The sequence below is a fragment of the Bradyrhizobium sp. AUGA SZCCT0169 genome, from assembly GCF_018130085.1.
In the GTDB taxonomy this organism is placed as follows: Bacteria; Pseudomonadota; Alphaproteobacteria; order Rhizobiales; family Xanthobacteraceae; genus Bradyrhizobium.
On sequence record NZ_JAFCMC010000004.1, the window covers coordinates 303,670 to 322,844 of the forward strand.

A 19,175-nucleotide genomic window follows, 5' to 3' on the forward strand; every position below is an offset into this window, starting at 1 on the left:
GAAATCGTTGGGTCAAGTCCTTATTTGCGGGCCAATATATGTGTGGATCGACGGCCCGGTAATGTGTAGACGGACGCTTCCCTGGGGAGCGTCCATGTCCATTTGCGGTCTAGATTTCGGAACGTCGAACACGACGCTCGGCACCATCGAAGGCGAGGCGCCGGTCCTGGCGGAGCTGGAAGCCGGCCACACCACGATTCCCAGCGCGATCTTCTATGAGGTGGATGGCGCCGTCCTGATCGGCCGCAAGGCCATCGCCGCCTATGTCGACGGCGCCCCGGGCCGTCTGATGCGCAGCCTCAAATCGGTGCTCGGAACCTCGCTGATCGACGAGACCACCCGGCTCGGGCGCCAGCGGACCGGCTTTCGCGACGTGATCGCCTATTACCTCGGCGCGGTGAAGCGGCGCGCGGAACAGGCTACCGGCCTCGAACTGCGCGATGTCGTGCACGGCCGCCCCGTGCATTTCGTCGACAATGCGCCGGACGCCGACCGCAAGGCGGAAGAGACGCTGCGCCTGATCGCGCGAGAAGTCGGCTTCGACGACGTCACCTTCCAGTTCGAGCCGATCGCTGCGGCGCTGGATTATGAGCGCCAGATCGACAGCGAAGAAGTCGCCCTGATCGCCGATATCGGCGGCGGCACGTCGGACTTTTCGATCGTGCGGCTCGGGCCCGAACGCCACAGCAAGGCCAACCGTTCAAGCGACATTCTCGCCAATGACGGCGTACGGATCGGCGGCACCGATTTCGACCGCCAGCTCAGCCTCGGCGTCGTGATGCCGCTGTTCGGCTTCGGCAGCGCCATGAGCCGTGCCGGGCTCGACGTGCCCTCGAGCTATTTCCATGACCTCGCCACCTGGTCGAGCATCAACCGCATGTATGAGCCGCGCGTGCTCGCGGACATCCGCCAGGTCCGGCGCGAGGCCAGCGAGCCTGAATTGCTCGACCGGCTGGCGCGCGTGGTCGAGGAACAGCGCGGCCACACGCTGTTGATGGAAGTCGAGGAAGCCAAGATCGCCCTGTCGGACAAGCACCGTGCCGACATTCCGCTGGAATGGGTGATGCCCGGCCTCAATGCTGGCATCAGCCGCCCCGATCTGGTCAGCCATACCGGTCAGCTGGCCGAGCGTATCGCCGCCCGCATCAGGAACTGCCTCACGCAGGCCGGGCTTGGGCCTGAGGATATCGACGCTGTATTCCTGACCGGTGGTTCGGTGCAGCTCGCCCATGTCCGCAATGCGATCAGGAGGGCGGTGCCGGCGGCCCGCCTCGTCGAAGGCGACACGTTTGGCGCGGTCGGCAAGGGGCTGACACTGGAGGCGCTGCGGCGCTACGGGCCGCGGGCCTGAAATCATCCCACCGCAGGCCGCCGCCATTCCATCACGACGAACCAGGGCACCCGTCGAGCCCGTTCCTGATGCGCGGGGTCGCCGGACAACGGTCCGGGCTCCGCGAAAAACGTCAGCTGCAGGCCGCTTTCGAGCAAAGCCGTCATGTAGGCGGCCAGCGGCCGGTGCCAGTTCTGGATGCGTATTCCCGCCCATTCGAACCAGAATGGAAACTCTTCGAGGTAGCGATCGACGGGAAAGTGAAGATGCCGTCCTTCCGCATCTTTCACCCACCCCCGATCGGCGCTGGCTGATGTGAAGCCGGTGAGATTTGCGATCAGCAGCGAGCCGCCGGGTTTCAGAACCCTGGCCATCTCGTTGATCGCTGTTCTGAAATCGACGATATCGATCAGCGTGAGGTAGCTGACAACGAGATCGAAGCTTGCCGCCTCGAATTCGAGCTGCTCGGCATTACCGGACCGGTAGTCGCCGGACGGATCGCGCTGCCTTGCTACCTCAAGCAGTTGACGGGTCGGATCGATCCCGGTCGCGGCGATGCCGGCGGCCTTCAGCATCCTGCAGAAGCGGCCCTCGCCGCAGCCCACATCCAGCGCACGCCCGAACCCGCCCGCCGCCACGCGGCTGAGCATGACCGGATCGAGCACGTGCTCGCGGCCCCAATCTCCGCGCTCGCCCATGGAGTCGATCCAGGCTTGCGCTGAAAGCTCCCATCCGTTGCTCATGAGAACGTCCACATGTGAAAGACTGGAGCGCGCCTGGAGGAATCAGGAAACCACTTCCGTGACCGGCTGCAGGTCGATGGCAAAGGTCTCCAGAAACTTCGACGTCATGATGTAGAAGCCAACCGAAAGCTGCAACTCGACCAGCGCGGCCGGCGTCAGCTTCGAAGCGATGGCGTTGAAGGTCGCATCGGTCGGCTTGTGCAGCTTGACGATTTCATCGGTGAAGGCGAGCGCCGCGCGCTGCACCTCGTTGAAGCATGTGGCCGACTGCCAGTTTTCCAACGCCTCGTTCTGCTCGTCGGTGACGCCAACGTTCTTGCCGATGCGCTTGTGCGCGACGATCTCATACGGCGCCTCGCACAGGATTCCGGTGCGGGTGATGGCAAGTTCGCGCACGACCGGATCGAGCTCACCCTTGTGCCTGATGGCGCCGCCCAGCCGGCAATATTGCTCGAAATAGCTCGGCGAATGCGCCATCATTCTGAAAATATTGGCATTGCGGTTCTTGCCGAGGATTTCGCGGGTACGATCGTTGTGTTTAGCGGGATCGCTGTATTCGATGCGGGCCATTTCTCACCTTGTTTTCTTTGATTTTGCAGGCGGATCATGCCTTGCGGCTCCCGGCGGATCAACCAGGCGATGCTCGGAAATCGCCACCACGCGCGCAAAATCCGGCTGCGCCTGAGCCAAAATGCCGCCGCATTGCTGTTCGAACTTGGCACGGTCGATATTCGCTGAGTGGGGACTCAATCAAAGCGAATACTCGTCGCGGGGTGTTCCGAGTAAAAATCATAGACCGTCCAGCGTGCTTGTCACGCAGCGATGAGTCATGCCCGAGTCTAGGGAGAAAGCATGAAGCAAGCCACCAAAAGGGCGGCCTCGGAGGCGCTTGCGCAAATGCTGGCGGTGACGGCAATGCTCGTCATCGCCAGCGTCATCTTCTACGCGCGGTGAAACCGCGCGCTTTGTGTGTAGAAGCGTTACGAAGCAATCCAGAAAACATCCGTTCCGCGTCACTCTGGATTGCTTCGGAGCTTTGCAGCTTCATTTCTCTTTTGCAAAATACGGAATCAGCCGCCCGGCGAATGGCTGAAAGGTCGCGCTGACCTGATCGCCAATGGCCAGATCGTGGTCGCCATGGGCCATCATGCGAAAACCTTCCGGCGTATCGACCAGCAAAATATTGTAGGGAACGTGCGCGCGGGTCTCCGGCGTTGCGGCGCGGCACACCAGCGAGGTCGCGTAGACCGCCCCTCTCCCACTTGCGGATTTCTCCACCGGATCCGGCGCGCCACAGGCTGCGCAAAAGCTGCGACGGAAATATTGCACCTTCCCGCAGGCGGCGCAGGATTGGTAGACGATGCCTTCGCCGCCCTGGTCCAATCCGCGTTCATCGCACCCGCTCCAGGAACATGCTGACATGCGACGACAGCACGCCGCCGTCGCCGTGCAATAGCGCGATCGAGGCATCGCGGACCTGGCGATTTTCAGCGCGCCCCGTCATCTGCAGATGGGTTTCGACCAGATGCGCCATCGCGCCGCCGACGCCGCAATGGCCGTAACTCAGCAGACCGCCATGGGTGTTCAGCGGCACCTCGCCGTCGCGGCCAAAATACCCTGCCCGCACCTTTGCTGCCGCTTCGCCGTGTTTGGCAAGGCCGAGATCCTCCAGCAGCATCGCCAGCGTGATGGTGAAACTGTCGTACACGGCCGCATAGCGCACGTCGGAGATCGCAATGCCGGATGCGGCTTTGGCTTTCGCGATCGAAATCTCGGCGCCGAGCTCGCTCAAGGCGGGCGCCGCGGTGACATGCTGATGGGTGTGTGCCTGGGCGGCGCCACGCACCTTAACGCCGGCTGAACCTGTGCGCTCGCGGCTGATCACAAACGCCGCGCCGCCATCGGACACCGGGCAGCAATCCAGCAGCTTAAGCGGCATCGCCACCGGCTTCGACGCCATCACGTCGGCGACCGTGATCGCCTCATGGAATTGGGCGCCGGGATGGGTCAGCGCGTGCGCGCGCATTAGCACCGCGAATTCGGCGAGATCTTCCTGGGTGACGCCGTATTCGTGCATGTAGCGCGACGCGACGAGGCCGTAATAGGCCGGGATCGTCGGACCCAGCGTCACCTCATAGTCGGGGTGGCCGACCTGCGCCAGCGCCTGAATCGAGGCGTCACGGCTTTGCCCCGTCAGGCGGTTCTCACCGCCGACCACCAGCACATGTTTTGCGATTCCCGCATCGACCAAATGATGCGCCAGCATGGTCATCGCGAGCCCGGTGGCGCCGCCGACCTGCACGGCGTGGGCGTAGGACGGCTGGATGCCGAAATGCTCGGCGAACACGGTCGCCAGCATGATGTGCGGCGAAACCGTTGAGTAGCCGCAGAGGATGCCGTCGATCTCGGAGCGCTTCAGCCCGGCATCTGCAATTGCCATCTCCGCTGCCTTGCTCATGAGATCGAGCGAGGACGAGCCTTCGTGCTTGCCGTAGGATGTCAGTCCGACGCCGGTGATGAAGCTCATGGTGACAACCGCCCCATCGTCATTCCGGGGCGCGCGAAGCGCGAGCCCGGAATCCATTTCGCCGCTATCGCCTCTGGATCGATGGACTCCGGGCCCGCGCCAAGTGGCGCGTCCCGGAATGACGAGGAGAGAGGCCTGGAATTCATCTTCAATACGACTTCGGCAGGCCCAGCACCTTCTCGGCGATAAAACTGAGAATGAGCTGCGGGCTGATCGGGGCGATGCGCGGGATCAAAGATTCTCGCAAGTAACGCTCGACGTGATATTCCTTGGCGTAGCCGAAACCGCCATGAGTCATGACGGCCTGCTCGCAGGCATGGAAGCCGGCTTCGGCGGCGAGATATTTGGCGGCATTGGCCGCCGGGCCGCACGGCATGCCCTGGTCGTATTGCCAGCCGGCCGAAAGCACCATCAGCCATGCGGCTTCCAGCTCCATCCAGTTTTTTGCGAGCGGGTGCTGGATGCCCTGGTTCATGCCGATCGGGCGATTGAACACGATGCGGTTCTTGGCATAGGCCGACGCCCGCGACAGCGCGACCTGGCCAAGCCCGACGGCTTCGGCTGCGATCAGGATGCGCTCGGGATTCATGCCGTGCAGGATATACTCGAAGCCGCGGCCTTCCTCGCCGAGGCGATCCTCGACCGGGATTTCAAAATTCTCGAAGAACAATTCGTTGGAATCGACGGGCTTGCGGCCCATCTTCTCGATCTCGTGCACGGCGACGCGCTGCTTGTCGAAATCCGTATAGAACAGGCTCAGGCCCTGCGTCGGCGTCTTCACCTCTTCCAGCGGCGTGGTGCGCGCCAGCAGGAGGATCTTGTTGGCGACCTGCGCCGTCGAGATCCAGACCTTTTGACCGTTGACGATATATTTGTCGCCCTTGCGCACGGCCCGGGTTTTCAGCTGCGTGGTGTTGAGCCCGGTATTGGGCTCGGTCACCGCAAAGCAGGATTTGTCGCGGCCGTCGATGATCGGCGGCAGCATGCGCGTGCATTGCTCCTTGGTGCCGAACACGACCACCGGATTGAGGCCGAACACGTTCATGTGCACCGCCGACGCACCCGACATGCCGGCGCCCGACTCCGAAATCGTGCGCATCATGATCGCGGCATCGGTGATGCCGAGCCCCGATCCGCCATATTCCTCGGGAATGCAGATGCCGAGCCAGCCGGCATCGGCCAGCGCGCGGTGGAAGTCGGCGGGATAGCCGCCTTCCTTGTCCTTCTTCAGCCAATAGGCGTCGTCAAAGCGCGAGCAGATTTTCCCGATCGCGTCGCGGATCGATTCCTGGTTGGCCGACAGCGCGAAATCCATGGTCTCAGTCCTTAGGTGTTTGATACGGCCTTGGTGACGCCGTCGCGAACCAGGGCGGCAATCTCGTCTGCCGAAAAACCTGCTTCCTGCAGAATCTCGGCGCTGTGTTCGCTGAGGCGCGGCGCCAGCCGAGTCATTTCCACCGGCGTCTCCGACCACCGCGCCGAGGAGCGCATGTTGCGAATACGTCCCTCGGTCGGATGATCGGTCACGGGCGCGAAATCGGTCGCGACGATGTGCGGATCCTGCAGCAGGCTTTCGAGGTCATGCATCGGCATGACCGGCACGTCGGCCTTTTCGAGGATGGCGGTCCACTCGGCCGTGCTCTTGGTTTCGAGGATGCGCGCCAGTTCGGCATAGACGGTGTCGATATTCGTGGCGCGGCCGGCAAAGGTTGCGAATTTCGGATTGCTGCGCAGATCGTCGCGGCCGGTAGCGGTGAAGAAATTCTCCCACTGCTTGTCGTTGTAGACGATCACGCAGATGTAGCCGTCGGACGTCTTGTAGGGCCGCCGGTCCGGCGACAGATGCCGGGCGTAGCCGCCCTTGTCGAGCGGCGGCTCATAAGTGAGCCCGCCCATATGATCGCCCATCACAAAACTCGCCATCGTCTCGAACATCGGGATGTCGACGCGCTGGCCGCGCCCGGTGCGGTCGCGATCCACAAGACTGGCGCAGATCGCACCGACCGCGGTGAGACCGACGATGCGGTCGACCAAAGCATTCGGAACATAACGCGGCACGCCGTCGCCGGTCTGCGCCATCAGCGCCGGCAGCGCGGTGGCCCCCTGGATCAGATCGTCATAAGCGGGTTTGGCGGCATAAGGCCCGTCCTGACCAAAACCGAACACGCCGGCATAGATCAGGCGCGGGTTGGTTTTCGAGACCACGTCGTAGCCGAGCTGCAGCCGCGCCATCGCCTGCGGGCGCACATTGTAGACCAGCACGTCGGCCTGCGCGATCAGCCGCAGCACGGCATCGCGTCCGGCCGGCTTTTTCAAGTCGAGGCAGATGCTGCGCTTGTTGCGGTTGGTGTTGAGGAACACCGGCCCCATGCCGGGATGCCGCGTCGGCCCGATCTGCCGCGTGACGTCGCCATCATGCGATTCCACCTTGATGATGTCGGCGCCGTAATCGCCGAGCGTCTGGGTGGCAAAGGGCCCCATCAGCACGGACGTCATGTCGACGACCTTGATGCCTTTCAGTGGTCCCATGCCCAATTCGCTCCCGGATGTCGTTTATTCCCCATCTAGTAACGGCAGGGTGAAACGAAGAGCAAGGGCGTCCGGCGTATGGACGTATGCGTGGCGGGGCTCGATACTTCGGGTCGTCCCGGCCTCGAGCCGGGACCCATACCGCGTTGTACTATCGATTGGGTAAGGTGGCTGACACCTTTTGCACCAACAACGTTCGGTGGCTATGGGTCCCGGCTCAAGGCCGGGACGACAAACTTACTTCCCCGGCTCCAACACCGAGACGTAATTCGCCACCGCGGCGCCACCCATGTTGAAGATGCCGGCGAGCTTTGGATTCTTCAGCTGCATGCCCTCGGGCGCCTGGCCGGTCAGCTGCATCGCGCTCATCACATGCATGGAGACGCCGGTGGCGCCGATCGGATGGCCCTTCGCCTTCAACCCGCCTGACGGGTTGACCGGCAGCTTGCCGTCCTTCTGTGTCCAGCCTTCTTTGATAGCGCGGGCGCCCTGCCCGCGCGGCGTCAGGCCCATCGCTTCATATTCGATCAGCTCGGCGACGGTGAAGCAGTCATGGGTTTCGACGAACGACAGATCGGAAAGGCTGACGCCGGCCTGCTGCAGCGCGCGCTGCCAGGCCACCGTGCAGCCTTCGAACTGCAGGATGTCGCGCTTGGACATCGGCAGGAAGTCCTGCGCGTGCGCGGTGGCGCGGAAATTCACCGCCTTGCCCATGGTCTTGGCGGTCTCCGAATCTGTCAGCACCAATGCTGCTGCGCCATCCGACACCAGCGAGCAATCGGTGCGCTTCAAGGGGCCCGCGACGAACGGGTTCTTCTCGCTCTCGGCACGGCAGAACTCATAGCCAAAGTCCTTGCGCATCTGCGCGTAAGGATTCGCAACGCCGTTCTTGTGGTTCTTCGCCGCGATCATCGCCAGCGCATCGGACTGGTCGCCATATTTCTGGAAATAGCTCTGCGCGATCTTGCCGAACACCCCGGCAAAACCGCCGACCGTGTCGCCGTCCTCCGGCAGATACGACGCTTTCAGCAGATACTTGCCGATCTCCGGACCCGGCGTGCGCGTCATCTGCTCGACGCCGACCACCAGCACGATCTTGGCCGCGCCTGCGGCAATCGCGCGGATGCCCTGATGCACCGCGGCCGAGCCGGTGGCGCAGGCATTCTCGACCCGCGTGGTCGGCTTGAAGCGCAATTTGGGGTCGGCCTGCAGCACCAGCGAGGCGGTAAAATCCTGCGGTGAGAAGCCGGCATTGAAATGCCCGAGCACGATCTCGTCGACATCGCCAGCAGAAATGCCGGCATCGGCCAATGCGTCGGTCGCTACCTTCACCACCAGGCTTTCAACGGTCTCCGCGTCGAACTTGCCGAATGGCGTGTGCGCCCATCCCACGATGCTGGCTGTCATGGTCGTTCTCCCTGTTCCGGTTCGGACGGTTTTGTACCCTATCGGAAAAAATACTTCACGCCGGTTTCAGCGTTTTCATCGCCCGCGCGCACATGGCTGAAATGCCGGCCCAGTTGCCGGACCGGATATCCGCCGCCGGGCAGAGCCAGGAACCGCCCACGGCCAGCACGTTCGGCTCGGCCAGCCACGCCGCGGCGTTGGCCTCGCCAATGCCGCCGGTCGGGCAAACCCGAATATGCGGAAACGGACCTGCGAGCGCACGCAGTGCCTTGATACCGCCGGACTGTTCCGCCGGGAAGAATTTGACGAGATCGAACCCGTGCGCCAGCGCCTGCATCAGTTCGGACGCAGTCGCGATACCCGGCGCAAACGGCAGGTCGCTGGCCGCAGCAGCCTTCAGCAGTTCGGGCGTCGCACCCGGGCTGATGCCGAATTTGGCGCCGAGCGCCTCAGTTCGCTTGAGATCATCGCCGTTCAGGATGGTGCCGATCCCGACAATGGCGTCCGGCACCTCCGCGATCATGGCCTTGGCGGCCTCGATCGCTACCGGCGTACGCAGCGTCACTTCCAGCACGCGCACGCCCCCGGCAACCAGCGCCCTGGCCAGCGGCACCGCGTGTTCCAGCCGCTCAATGGTGAGCACCGGGATGACGGTGGCGGACTTCACCAAGTCAGCGAGCTTTTCCTGCCTTGCTGTTACATTCACGCTCATAGGAACGCCTTGCGAGAGGTTGCTGGTGTGCCAACGATATCAGGCCGGCATCGCGTTGCGCGGAATAATCGCGCCGGGGTGACATACCACAACGCCGGCAAGACGGTGCCCGGCCCGCGCGGCCTCAACCGGCCCGGCACCCGCAAGCCGTGCGGCGATGTAGGCGGCTGCAAAACTGTCGCCGGCCGCCGTGGTGTCGACGACGGGCTTCGTCAGCGGCTCGGCCCGGGTCCGATGCAAAACGCCGTCGAGACGAAGGATGCTCGCGGGTTCGGAAAGTTTTAGCACCACCTCCCCGCCTGGAATGCGCGCCAGCAGATCCTCGTTGGTCGCTTTGGGATAGAGCGGTAGCAAATCCTCGGTCGAGGCCAAGACGATATCGGCGAGATCGAATGCGTCCTGATAAACGGTGCGGGCTATCTCCAGATCCGGCCAGCCGCGGGCGCGGAAGTTGGTATCGAAGGCAAAACGCGCGCCGCTTTCCCGCGCGCGCTTGATCCCCGAGAACAACCGCCCGCGACCGGCGTCGTTGTAAAGCGACAGCGTGATCGCCGAGAGGTAGACGATGTCGTAACTCGCGAGCGACTCCAGGATATCCGCTGTCTCCGGCAGATCCATCAGGCTGCGTGCGGCGGCGCTCTCGCGCCAGTGAAAGAAACGACGCTCGCCCTTGTCGTCGGTCTCGATCATGTAGAGGCCCGGCAATTTGCCTGGCAACCGCGACACACGCGTGGTGCCGACCCCCTCCGCGGCCCAGCCCGCAATCATCTCGTCGCTGAGCGTATCGTCGCCGAGCGCGGTGATGTAATCCGTGCCGGCGCCAAGCCGGGCAAGATAAACGGCGGTATTCAGCGTGTCGCCGCCATAGCCACGTGAAAACAGGCCGCCCTCGGCCTGTTTCAGCTCGACCATGCATTCGCCGATGCAGGCTACCCCGGTCATGACCGCATCCATGCGGCAGCGCTTATCGGCACGTCAGGCCGCGAATTTGCCGCCGAGTTCATCTGCGATGTGAATCCGGATGATGTCATCAAACGTCTTCTCGGCTGTGGTGAAGCCGAGCTTGAGCGCGCGGTCGGTGACGAAATCGCGCGGCCAGCCGCTGACGATGCTGATGATGGTCGGATCGGGCACCCGCTTGATGCGCGCGGTGACGTTCTTGCCGGCAACGCGATCAAGCGCTGCGATCTGTTCGCCGACGGTCACCGACATCCCGGGCATGCTGAGATTGCGCCGCGCGCCCATCGCATTGAGGTCCATGGTGCCCGCGTGCATGAGAAAGCCGACCGCCGATTTCGGCGAGGCATGCCAGTGCCGCACGTCTTCGGTCACCGGCAGCACCGCCTCCTCGCCCGCCAGCGGCTCGCGGATGATGTTGGAGAAGAATCCGGACGCCGCCTTGTTCGGCTTGCCCGGCCGCACGCAGATCGTCGGCAGGCGGATGCTGATGCCGTCGAGCAGGCCTTTGCGGGTGTAGTCGTTGATCAGGAGTTCGCAGATCGACTTCTGGGTGCCGTAGCTCGTCAATGGCGTATGGAAGAACTCGTCGCCGATCTTTTCGGGGAACGGCGCGCCGAACACCGCGATCGAGGACGTGAACACCAGCCGCGGCTTGTAGCCGCCGCCGATCGCACGAATCGCGTCGATCAGGTAGCGGGTGCCGTCGAGATTGATCCGGTAGCCCTTGTCGAATTCGGCCTCCGCCTCGCCCGACACGATGGCGGCGAGATGGAAGATCACGTCAGGCCGTTCGGCGATCAGCGGCGCGGCGGCGCCGGCATCGGCAAAATCGGAGGCAACGACGTTGACCGGGATCGAGCTGGCCGGCTTGGTGGGTGCCACCACGTCCTGCAGCGTCATGCGGGTGATGTCTTGCTTGCCGAGGCGGCCGTCGCGCAGCAGTTGCTCGGTCAGCTTGCGGCCGACCATGCCGGCGGCACCCAGAATAAGAATGTGCAAGACCTACTCCTTTTTCATTATTGGTCGTCCCGGCCTTGAGCCGGGACCCACACGCCGCGGCCGATGTGACTGAGACGAAATGGTTGACGACTTCGTTTCAACGATTGCTGCCGGTGGTTATGGGTCCCTGCTTCGGAGCGCAATTGCGCCCTAGGCCGGGACGACAGCGTTGGCTTGTTAGTTCTTGCTTCTGGCCTGCGTGCTCACTCTTTCACGGCTCCCGTCATGGCCGACACATAATGCTCGACGAAGAAGGCGTAAAGGATAACCAGCGGCAGCGAGCCCGCCAGCGCACCGGCCATCAACGATCCCCAGCGATAGACGTCGCCATCGACGAATTCGTTGACGATCGCGACCGGCACCGTCTTGTTCTGCACCGAAGTCAGGAAAGTCAGCGCGTAGATGAACTCGTTCCAGCACAGCGTGAAGCAGAAGATGAAGGCCGAGATCAATCCCGGGATCGCCAGCGGCAGCACGATCTTGGTCAGGATCTGCCATCGGCTGGCGCCGTCGATCAGCGCGCACTCTTCCAGCTCGAACGGGATGGTCTTGAAATAGCCCATCAACAGCCAGGTCGAGAACGGGATCAGGATGGTCGGATAGGTCAGGATCAGCGCGAACGGCGTGTCGAACAGCCCATATTGGAACACCACGGTCGCGAGCGGAATGAACAGGATCGAGGGCGGCACCAGATAGGACAGGAAGATCAGCCCGCCAACCCATTGCGCGCCGCGATAGCGCAGCCGCACGATGGCATAGGCCGCCAGCACGCTGGCGAAGATCGACAGTACGGTCGAGCAGACCGCCACATACATCGTGTTCCACAGCCAAAGCGGATAGTAGCTACCGAACAGCAGCTTGTAGATGTGCTTGAACGTCGGATTCCAGGTCCAGAACGGATTGTACGTATTGAGGTCGAGCAGCTGCTCGTCCGGCTTGATGGCGGTGAGCGCCATCCAGTAGAACGGGAACAGCAGCACGACCACGATGATCCCCAGCGGCATATAAAGCGTCACCAGGCGCCGCGGCAGCGACTCAAGATAGCTCATGCCGACGGAATGATCGTCGGCAGCCGCCGTTCGCGACGATCCCGACAACACCCCTTTGAGGTCGAGCCTCTGTGTGGGCAGATCAGTCATTGTTTTCACCTTGCTGCCACTTGCGGCGCTGCAGTCCGAACCAGGAGACCATGATCGCCGCCAGCAGGAACGGAATCATCGCATTCGAGATCGCGGCCCCCTCACCGAGAACGCCGCCGATGATCGCCCGCTGATAGGACAGCGTCGCCATCAAGTGCGTAGCATTGACCGGACCGCCGCGCGTCATCGCCCAGATCAACTGGAAATCGGTGAACGTGAACAGCACCGAGAAGGTCATCACGACGGCAATGATCGGCGTCAGCAGCGGATAGGTGATGAACCGGAACCGCTGCCAGCTGGTCGCACCATCGAGCGTCGCGGCTTCGTAAAGCGACGGCGACACCGTCTGCAGCCCGGCCAGCAGCGTGATCGCAACGAAGGGAACGCCGCGCCAGATGTTGGCGAAGATCACGCAGATCCGCGCCCAGGTCACATCGCCGAGGAAATTGATATTGTCGGTGATCAGTCCCATCTGCTTCAGCGACCAGGAAATGATCGAGAACTGCGAATCGAAGATCCACCAGAACGCCAGCGCCGACAGCACCGTCGGCACGATGAAGGGGATCAGCACCAAGGCTCGCAGCATGGCCTTGAACGGCATGTTCTCGTTCAGCAGCAGCGCGAGATAAAGACCGATCGCGAACTTGATGACACTGGCGACGGATGTGTAGAGCAGCGTGTTGAATACCGACAGCCAGAAGATCGAGTCGCCCCACAGCCACTCATAGTTTTCCAGGCCGACGAACGCGCCGGGCCTGCCGATGCGCGCGTCGGTGAACGAAATCCAGATTCCCAGCCCCAGCGGATAAGCCAGGAACAGAACCAGGAACACCATCGCGGGCAGCATGAACCAGAAGCCGAGATAGTTGCGGTTGGCCTTGATCAGGTCCCACCTCGACGCCTCGCGAATCGGCCGTCTGGCAGTCCGGGGTTGGAGGGCGACGTCAGCCATTGACAAAATCCCGCAAGTGTAACGGCCGTGGCGCCGTCTCGTCCTCGATAGCGAAGCATCCGGCAACTACGGGCGGCATTTGCGTGCCGCCCGTAGCTGTTGTCATCAGCGATAGATGCGCTTCAGCTGCCGTTCGGCGATCGCAATCGCACCGGCGGCGGTCTCACGGCCGGTGCAATAGTTCGCGAACATGTCGACCACCAGGAAGTCGGCGATCGCGGTCGCCGCCTTCTCGCCGGGGGTACCGATGCCGGAAGCCGGAAGCGCGCGCTTGCTGGCCTGGCCAAACACCGCGTTCTTCGGATCTGCCGTCCACACCGGCGAGTTGTCGTAGGCGTTGAGCGTGTGGGTCAGATAACCGCGCGCGCCGGTCAGCCACTTGTCGTAGTTTTCCTTTTCCAGCATGAAGGCGATGAAGGCCTTGGCGGCGTTCGGATACTTCGTGAATTTGAACGCCAGGATCGGGACGCACAGCTGAAGTTCAGTCGGCTTGCCGATCGGACCGACCGGATACAGCGCGTGATAGGTGTCCTCGGTGAGCTCTTTCTTGGTCGGGTCATCCTTGGCCGCGACATAGATCGAGATGCCGTTGGCGGTGACATAGAGTTCGCCCGAGAGGTACGCCTTGTTATTGGAACCATCGTTCCACGACGCTGCACCCGGAATGAAGGTTTCCGAAAGCGCCTTGGTGTATTCCAGCGCCTTCAGGGTCTCCGGCGAGTTGATGATCACCTTGTCGCTCTTGTCGACGGTATAGGCGCCGTGACCCCAAAGGATCCAGTGCAGCCAGCCATTGGCGTCGCCGGTCGCATGGCCGAGCGCGAAGCCCGCCGGGGTATTGTTTTTCTTGAGCGCCTTGCACAGTTCAAGGAAGCCGGGGAAGTCCTTGGGAAACTCGCTGAAGCCCGCTTTGTCCACGGCAGACTTTCGATAGGTCATGTAGCCGCCGATGGTGGCGACCGGGATACCCAGCCAGTTGTTGCCCTGCTTACAGGTAATAGCCGCGGCTTCGGTCCATCCGCCGTATTTCTTGCCGAGATAATCGGCGACGTCGTTCAGCGGCATCACCTGGGTCGGGAATAGCTGCGGCAGCGTATGCAGGCCCCAGACGACATCCAGTCCGGAACCGGTATTCGCAGCGACGGACGCCTTCGGCTGCACGTCCTCAAAGGACTCGCTGAACACGTTCATCTCGGTGCCGGTCGCGGCTTTGAAGGCGGCGACCATGGCGTTGAAGGCATCGTCTTCCGCCGGCACGAAACGCTTCCAGCGCATCACCGTCAGCTTGGCGCCCGGCTCCGCTTTCCACGGCGAGGCTTGCGCCCAGGCCTTGGCGAAATCCAGCAGTGCAGGCCCGGTCAGCGCGCCAGCCGCGGCCAGCGCAGTGCTGCCTTGAAGCAGCGAGCGGCGAGTAAAATCGTGCATGGTAGATCCTCCCCTGTGAATTTGATTTTGATTATGTTTTTTAGGCGTTCAGTCGCTTTCCTGTGGTCTCGTCAAACAGATGGACGAGCGCAGGATCTGGCTTCAGCCGGATCTTGTCGCCCGGATTGAATTGATGTCGCTCGCGGAACACGGCGACGACCTGTTCGCCGCCGAGCTTGGCGAAGACCTGGGTCTCCGAGCCGGTCGGCTCGACCACCACGATCTCGGCTTCGGCGCCGTCATCGGCGATGGTGAAATGCTCGGGCCGGACGCCATAGACCGCCGGTTTACCTTCGGAGTTGGCCGGTGCCGACATCAGCGGCAGCCTGACACCGTTCGGGCCTTCGAAACCGGCGATGCCGTTCGACTTCACCTTGCCTTTGAGGAAGTTCATCGCCGGCGAACCGATAAAGCCCGCCACGAACTGGTTGGCCGGCGTATCGTACAGTTCGAGCGGCGTGCCCATCTGTTCGACGATGCCGTCATGCATCACCACGATTTTGTCGGCCATGGTCATGGCTTCGATCTGGTCGTGGGTGACGTAGACCGTCGTAGTGCGCAGGCGCTGGTGCAGTTCCTTGATTTCAGTGCGCATCGCTACGCGCAGCTTGGCGTCGAGGTTGGACAGCGGCTCGTCGAACAGGAACACCTGGGGATCGCGAACGATGGCGCGGCCCATCGCGACGCGCTGACGCTGACCACCGGACAATTGCCGGGGATAACGCTCGAGCAATGGGGTCAGCGCCAGGATTTCCGCGGCACGCTTGACGCCGGTGGAGATCTCCTCAGGCTTGGCGCCGCGCAGCTTGAGCGAGAAGCCCATATTGTCGGCGACCGTCATATGCGGATAGAGCGCATAGTTCTGGAACACCATCGCAATGTCGCGCTCTTTCGGCTGGACATTGTTGACCACCTTGTCGCCGATCGAAATCGTGCCTGACGTGATGTTTTCCAGGCCCGCGAGCATCCGCAGCAGGGTCGATTTGCCGCAACCGGAGGGGCCGACGAGCACGACGAACTCGCCGTCCTCGATCGGAATCGAAACGCCGTGCAAAACCTCAAAATTACCGAACGACTTTCGCACGTCGCGAATCTGTACCGACGACATCGGACTTCTCTCCCCTCAATTTCTGTTTTCTGACGCCATCGGATGTAAGATCGGCGCCACGCTGTCTTGTTCGACTCTAATGCCATCCAGCCGAATTCAGCCAAGCATTATCATCCGCAGTTTGGCGGTTTTTAGCAATGCGATGGTAGCGCTGTCAATAATTGTTCATTTGTCTAGTTTCTTATGGTAAGAGCGCGGAATGGCACGAAAACCGACGAAGTCTGGCAAAATCCGCCTCACCGAGGTCGCCAAGCTGGCTGGCGTGTCGCCAATCACCGCATCCCGCTTCTTCAGAAACCCGGATGCGCTGTCGCTCGCCAAACGCGAACGCGTTGACAGCGCCGTAAAGGAGCTGGGCTATGTGCCCAATCTGGCGGCGCGCGCGCTGGCCTCGCATCGCACCGAAGTCATCGGCGTCGTGATTCCGTCTTTGACCAACAGCGTGTTCGCCGACGTCTTGCGTGGCATTTACGATTCATCCGAGCAGAGCCGCTACAGCATCCAGTTGACCAATACGCGCTACAGCATCCTGCAGGAAGAGAAGATGTTGCGGCTGTTCCGGGCGCAGAAGCCGGCCGGATTGATCGTGACCGGCATCAACCAGACCGCGGAATCCCGCGCCATCCTAGAGACCATGGATTGCCCGGTCGCGCAGATCATGGAGATCGGCGACAGCCCGGTCGACATGATGATCGGCTTTTCGCATTATGATGCCGGTTTTGCAGCCATTTCGCATATTCTCGAGCAAGGGCGCCGGCGTATCGGCTTCCTCGGCGCGCGGATGGATCCCCGCGTCCAACGACGGTTCGACGGCTATCGCGACGCCATGAAGGCGGCCTCGCTGTTCGATCCAAACCTCGTCGTCACAACGACGGTGCCGACCACCGTGACACTTGGCGGTACGCTGTTCGCAGATCTCATTGCGAAGACGCCTGATATCGACGCGGTATTCTGCGTCAATGACGACCTTGCGCTCGGCGTGCTGTTCGAATGCCAGCGCCGCCAGATATCAGTTCCCGGCGAGATGGCGATTGTCGGCTTCAACGATCTGGAATTCATGGCTTCCGCCGTCCCTTCCCTCACCAGCGTGCGCACCAATCGCTATGAGATGGGCCGTCACGCCATCACCATGGTGATCGACGCGATCGAGGGCCGCCGGCCGCGGGAACCGGTCCTCGATCTTGGTTTTCAACTCATGATCCGCGAAAGTTCGACGCCGCAGACGGCTTGAGCCTTGTTTCGCGGGGCTCATGCGGGGTTGCATAGAAAATGGTAGCGCTGTCTTTTGGCGCGAACTAGGATCGAACAAGAGAGTCAGAAATTGGATGCGCGGCCGCGTTTGCAGCGGATGAAATTTTGAGCATGGTGGAAACCGCTGCCGTGATCTGAGCCGCAGTTTGCAGTGCGGGAGGAACCAATGAAAAAAAATGACGACAACAATAATGGTGCCAGCAATGGCAAGGGACGGAAGCTTCGTTCCCTCGAGTGGTTTAACAACCCGCACAATCCGGGGATGACCGCGCTCTATCTGGAGCGCTATCTGAATTACGGCCTGACCCGGGAAGAACTGCAGTCCGGCAAGCCGATCATCGGCATCGCGCAGACCGGCAATGATCTGTCGCCGTGCAACCGCCACCATCTCGAACTGGCGCACCGGGTGCGCGAGGGCATCCGTATGGCCGGCGGGATTGCGATGGAATTCCCGGTGCATCCGATCCAGGAAACCGGCAAGCGCCCGACCGCGGCGCTCGACCGCAACCTCGCCTATCTCGGGTTGGTCGAAATCCTGTTCGGCTATCCGCTCGATGGTGTGGTGCTGACCACCGGCTGCGACAAGACCACCCCGGCGTGCCTGATGGCGGCCGCGACCGTCAATCTGCCCGCTATCGTGCTCTCGGGCGGCCCGATGCTCAACGGCTGGCATCAGGGCAAGCGCACGGGTTCGGGCACCGTGGTCTGGAAGGCGCGCGAAGAACTGGCCGCCGGCGACATCGACTACGAGCAGTTCATGAATATCGTGGCCTCCTCCGCCCCCTCAGTCGGCCATTGCAACACCATGGGCACGGCCTCCACTATGAATTCGCTGGCGGAAGCGCTCGGCATGTCGCTGCCGGGCTGTGCGGCGATCCCCGCGCCCTATCGCGAGCGCGGCCAGATCGCCTACGAAACCGGCAAGCGTATCGTCGAGATGGTCTGGGAGGATCTCAAGCCGTCCGACATCCTGACCCGCAAGGCGTTCGAGAACTGCATCGTGGTGAATTCGGCGATCGGCGGCTCGACCAACGCGCCGATCCATATCAACGCACTGGCGCGCCATATCGGCGTCGAATTGTCGATCGACGACTGGCAGAAGCATGGCCACGACGTTCCCTTGATGGTGAACATGCAGCCGGCCGGTTTCTATCTCGGCGAGGAATACCACCGCGCCGGCGGTCTGCCCGCCGTGGTACGCGAATTGATGGCGCACAAGCGCATCCACGAGGACGCCAAGACCGTCAACGGCCGCACCATGGGTGAGAATTGCCGCGAGGCGGCCAAGCCCGATGGCGACGTGATCTGGAGCTATGACAAGCCGCTGGTGAAGGACGCCGGCTTCCTGGTGCTGCGCGGCAATCTGTTTGATTCTGCGATCATGAAGACCAGCGTGATCTCCAAGGAATTCCGCGACCGCTATCTGGTTAATCCGAAGGATCCCAACGCCTTCGAAGGCCGGGCCATCGTGTTCGAGGGTCCCGAGGACTATCACGACCGGATCGACGATCCCGCGCTCAATATCGACGAGCACTGCGTCCTGTTCGTGCGCGGCACCGGTCCGATCGGCTATCCCGGCGGCGCCGAGGTCGTGAACATGCAGCCGCCGGCGGCGCTGATCAAACGCGGCATCCTGTCCCTGCCCTGCATCGGCGACGGCCGGCAGTCCGGCACCTCGGGCTCTCCGTCGATCCTCAACGCCACGCCGGAGGCCGCCGCCAATGGCGGGCTTGCGGTGCTCAGGACCGGCGACAAGGTTCGCATCGACCTCAACAAGGGCTCCGCCAATATCCTGATCCCGGACGCCGAATTGAAGCAGCGCCATGCCGATCTCAAGGCCAATGGCGGTTTCAAATATCCGGCCAACCAGACGCCGTGGCAGGAACTCTATCGCTCGACCGTCGGCCAGCAAGCCACCGGCGCCTGCATGGAGTTCGCGACGCGCTATCAGGACATCGCCGGCACGGTCGGCGTGGCGCGGGATAATCATTAAGCTGCAATGTCATTGCCGGGCTTGACCCGGCAATCCATCCCTCTTGAGAAGATGGATACGCGGGTCAAGCCCGCGTATGACACCGAAGATAATTCGCTAA

Annotated in this window: 16 protein-coding genes and 1 pseudogene; 3 read left to right on the forward strand and 14 right to left on the reverse strand. The window is 62.3% G+C overall.

Features of this window, described 5'->3' with window-relative positions; all coding sequences use genetic code 11:
• Nucleotides 1–94 precede the first annotated feature (94 nt).
• Entirely contained in the window at nucleotides 95–1,351 is a 1,257-nt protein-coding gene (locus tag JQ609_RS07105) for an Hsp70 family protein (protein WP_212272682.1), read from the forward strand.
• Between the two features lie 2 nt (nucleotides 1,352–1,353).
• Here the strand turns inward: JQ609_RS07105 and JQ609_RS07110 are convergent, their stop codons facing one another.
• The 14 genes and pseudogenes from JQ609_RS07110 to JQ609_RS07175 all read right to left on the reverse strand — a co-directional run bounded on the left by JQ609_RS07110 (nucleotide 1,354) and on the right by JQ609_RS07175 (nucleotide 15,831).
• Nucleotides 1,354–2,073, reverse strand: a complete 720-nt coding sequence (locus tag JQ609_RS07110) for a class I SAM-dependent methyltransferase (protein WP_212272684.1) — start codon at nucleotides 2,071–2,073, stop codon at nucleotides 1,354–1,356.
• Nucleotides 2,074–2,115: 42 nt separating this feature from the next.
• Nucleotides 2,116–2,643, reverse strand: a complete 528-nt coding sequence (locus JQ609_RS07115; protein WP_212207846.1) for a carboxymuconolactone decarboxylase family protein — start codon at nucleotides 2,641–2,643, stop codon at nucleotides 2,116–2,118.
• Between the two features lie 474 nt (nucleotides 2,644–3,117).
• A pseudogene (locus tag JQ609_RS07120) lies at nucleotides 3,118–3,467 on the reverse strand (Zn-ribbon domain-containing OB-fold protein).
• On the reverse strand, nucleotides 3,464–4,600 hold the full coding sequence (locus JQ609_RS07125) for a thiolase family protein (RefSeq protein ID WP_212272690.1): 1,137 nt from the start codon (nucleotides 4,598–4,600) through the stop codon (nucleotides 3,464–3,466). Before JQ609_RS07125 ends, JQ609_RS07120 begins: the two are co-directional and overlap by 4 nt.
• A gap of 148 nt (nucleotides 4,601–4,748) precedes the next feature.
• On the reverse strand, nucleotides 4,749–5,915 hold the full coding sequence (locus JQ609_RS07130) for an acyl-CoA dehydrogenase family protein (RefSeq protein WP_192739714.1): 1,167 nt from the start codon (nucleotides 5,913–5,915) through the stop codon (nucleotides 4,749–4,751).
• 11 nt (nucleotides 5,916–5,926) lie between these two features.
• Complete coding sequence (locus tag JQ609_RS07135) at nucleotides 5,927–7,129, reverse strand: CaiB/BaiF CoA-transferase family protein (protein ID WP_212272693.1); 1,203 nt, start codon at nucleotides 7,127–7,129, stop codon at nucleotides 5,927–5,929.
• Nucleotides 7,130–7,366: 237 nt separating this feature from the next.
• Nucleotides 7,367–8,536 (reverse strand): acetyl-CoA acetyltransferase, encoded by a 1,170-nt coding sequence (locus tag JQ609_RS07140; protein ID WP_212207841.1) that lies wholly within the window; start codon nucleotides 8,534–8,536, stop codon nucleotides 7,367–7,369.
• Between the two features lie 55 nt (nucleotides 8,537–8,591).
• Nucleotides 8,592–9,242: a bifunctional 4-hydroxy-2-oxoglutarate aldolase/2-dehydro-3-deoxy-phosphogluconate aldolase gene (gene eda / locus JQ609_RS07145; protein WP_312014816.1), complete on the reverse strand. Its 651-nt coding sequence runs from the start codon at nucleotides 9,240–9,242 to the stop codon at nucleotides 8,592–8,594.
• A gap of 45 nt (nucleotides 9,243–9,287) precedes the next feature.
• Complete coding sequence (locus JQ609_RS07150; protein ID WP_212272698.1) at nucleotides 9,288–10,190, reverse strand: sugar kinase; 903 nt, start codon at nucleotides 10,188–10,190, stop codon at nucleotides 9,288–9,290.
• A 33-nt stretch (nucleotides 10,191–10,223) separates the two neighbouring features.
• Nucleotides 10,224–11,207: a D-erythronate dehydrogenase gene (gene denD / locus JQ609_RS07155; RefSeq protein WP_212207838.1), complete on the reverse strand. Its 984-nt coding sequence runs from the start codon at nucleotides 11,205–11,207 to the stop codon at nucleotides 10,224–10,226.
• A gap of 203 nt (nucleotides 11,208–11,410) precedes the next feature.
• Nucleotides 11,411–12,346 (reverse strand): carbohydrate ABC transporter permease, encoded by a 936-nt coding sequence (locus JQ609_RS07160; RefSeq protein WP_212207837.1) that lies wholly within the window; start codon nucleotides 12,344–12,346, stop codon nucleotides 11,411–11,413.
• The gene (locus JQ609_RS07165) at nucleotides 12,339–13,298 is read right to left on the reverse strand and encodes a carbohydrate ABC transporter permease (RefSeq protein ID WP_192739721.1); all 960 of its coding nucleotides are present in this window, start codon (nucleotides 13,296–13,298) and stop codon (nucleotides 12,339–12,341) included. The genes JQ609_RS07160 and JQ609_RS07165 overlap by 8 nt, the downstream gene beginning before the upstream one ends.
• Nucleotides 13,299–13,403: 105 nt before the next feature.
• Nucleotides 13,404–14,723 carry an ABC transporter substrate-binding protein gene (locus tag JQ609_RS07170; RefSeq protein ID WP_212207836.1) on the reverse strand — a complete coding sequence of 440 codons (1,320 nt, stop codon included), beginning with the start codon at nucleotides 14,721–14,723 and terminating at the stop codon, nucleotides 13,404–13,406.
• A gap of 40 nt (nucleotides 14,724–14,763) precedes the next feature.
• Complete coding sequence (locus JQ609_RS07175; protein WP_212272701.1) at nucleotides 14,764–15,831, reverse strand: ABC transporter ATP-binding protein; 1,068 nt, start codon at nucleotides 15,829–15,831, stop codon at nucleotides 14,764–14,766.
• 199 nt (nucleotides 15,832–16,030) lie between these two features.
• Between JQ609_RS07175 and JQ609_RS07180 the strand changes: the two genes are divergently transcribed.
• Complete coding sequence (locus tag JQ609_RS07180; RefSeq protein WP_212034179.1) at nucleotides 16,031–17,062, forward strand: LacI family DNA-binding transcriptional regulator; 1,032 nt, start codon at nucleotides 16,031–16,033, stop codon at nucleotides 17,060–17,062.
• A 186-nt stretch (nucleotides 17,063–17,248) separates the two neighbouring features.
• On the forward strand, nucleotides 17,249–19,075 hold the full coding sequence (locus JQ609_RS07185; RefSeq protein ID WP_212272703.1) for an IlvD/Edd family dehydratase: 1,827 nt from the start codon (nucleotides 17,249–17,251) through the stop codon (nucleotides 19,073–19,075).
• Nucleotides 19,076–19,175 lie beyond the last annotated feature (100 nt).

Coding starts and splice junctions, on each gene's coding strand:
- JQ609_RS07105 (WP_212272682.1), top strand. CDS start 95: ATGTCCATTTGCGGTCTAGATTTCGGAACGTCGAACACGACGCTCGGC.
- JQ609_RS07110 (WP_212272684.1), bottom strand. CDS start 2,073: ATGAGCAACGGATGGGAGCTTTCAGCGCAAGCCTGGATCGACTCCATG.
- JQ609_RS07115 (WP_212207846.1), bottom strand. CDS start 2,643: ATGGCCCGCATCGAATACAGCGATCCCGCTAAACACAACGATCGTACC.
- JQ609_RS07125 (WP_212272690.1), bottom strand. CDS start 4,600: ATGAGCTTCATCACCGGCGTCGGACTGACATCCTACGGCAAGCACGAA.
- JQ609_RS07130 (WP_192739714.1), bottom strand. CDS start 5,915: ATGGATTTCGCGCTGTCGGCCAACCAGGAATCGATCCGCGACGCGATC.
- JQ609_RS07135 (WP_212272693.1), bottom strand. CDS start 7,129: ATGGGACCACTGAAAGGCATCAAGGTCGTCGACATGACGTCCGTGCTG.
- JQ609_RS07140 (WP_212207841.1), bottom strand. CDS start 8,536: ATGACAGCCAGCATCGTGGGATGGGCGCACACGCCATTCGGCAAGTTC.
- JQ609_RS07150 (WP_212272698.1), bottom strand. CDS start 10,190: ATGACCGGGGTAGCCTGCATCGGCGAATGCATGGTCGAGCTGAAACAG.
- JQ609_RS07160 (WP_212207837.1), bottom strand. CDS start 12,346: ATGACTGATCTGCCCACACAGAGGCTCGACCTCAAAGGGGTGTTGTCG.
- JQ609_RS07165 (WP_192739721.1), bottom strand. CDS start 13,298: ATGGCTGACGTCGCCCTCCAACCCCGGACTGCCAGACGGCCGATTCGC.
- JQ609_RS07170 (WP_212207836.1), bottom strand. CDS start 14,723: ATGCACGATTTTACTCGCCGCTCGCTGCTTCAAGGCAGCACTGCGCTG.
- JQ609_RS07175 (WP_212272701.1), bottom strand. CDS start 15,831: ATGTCGTCGGTACAGATTCGCGACGTGCGAAAGTCGTTCGGTAATTTT.
- JQ609_RS07180 (WP_212034179.1), top strand. CDS start 16,031: ATGGCACGAAAACCGACGAAGTCTGGCAAAATCCGCCTCACCGAGGTC.
- JQ609_RS07185 (WP_212272703.1), top strand. CDS start 17,249: ATGAAAAAAAATGACGACAACAATAATGGTGCCAGCAATGGCAAGGGA.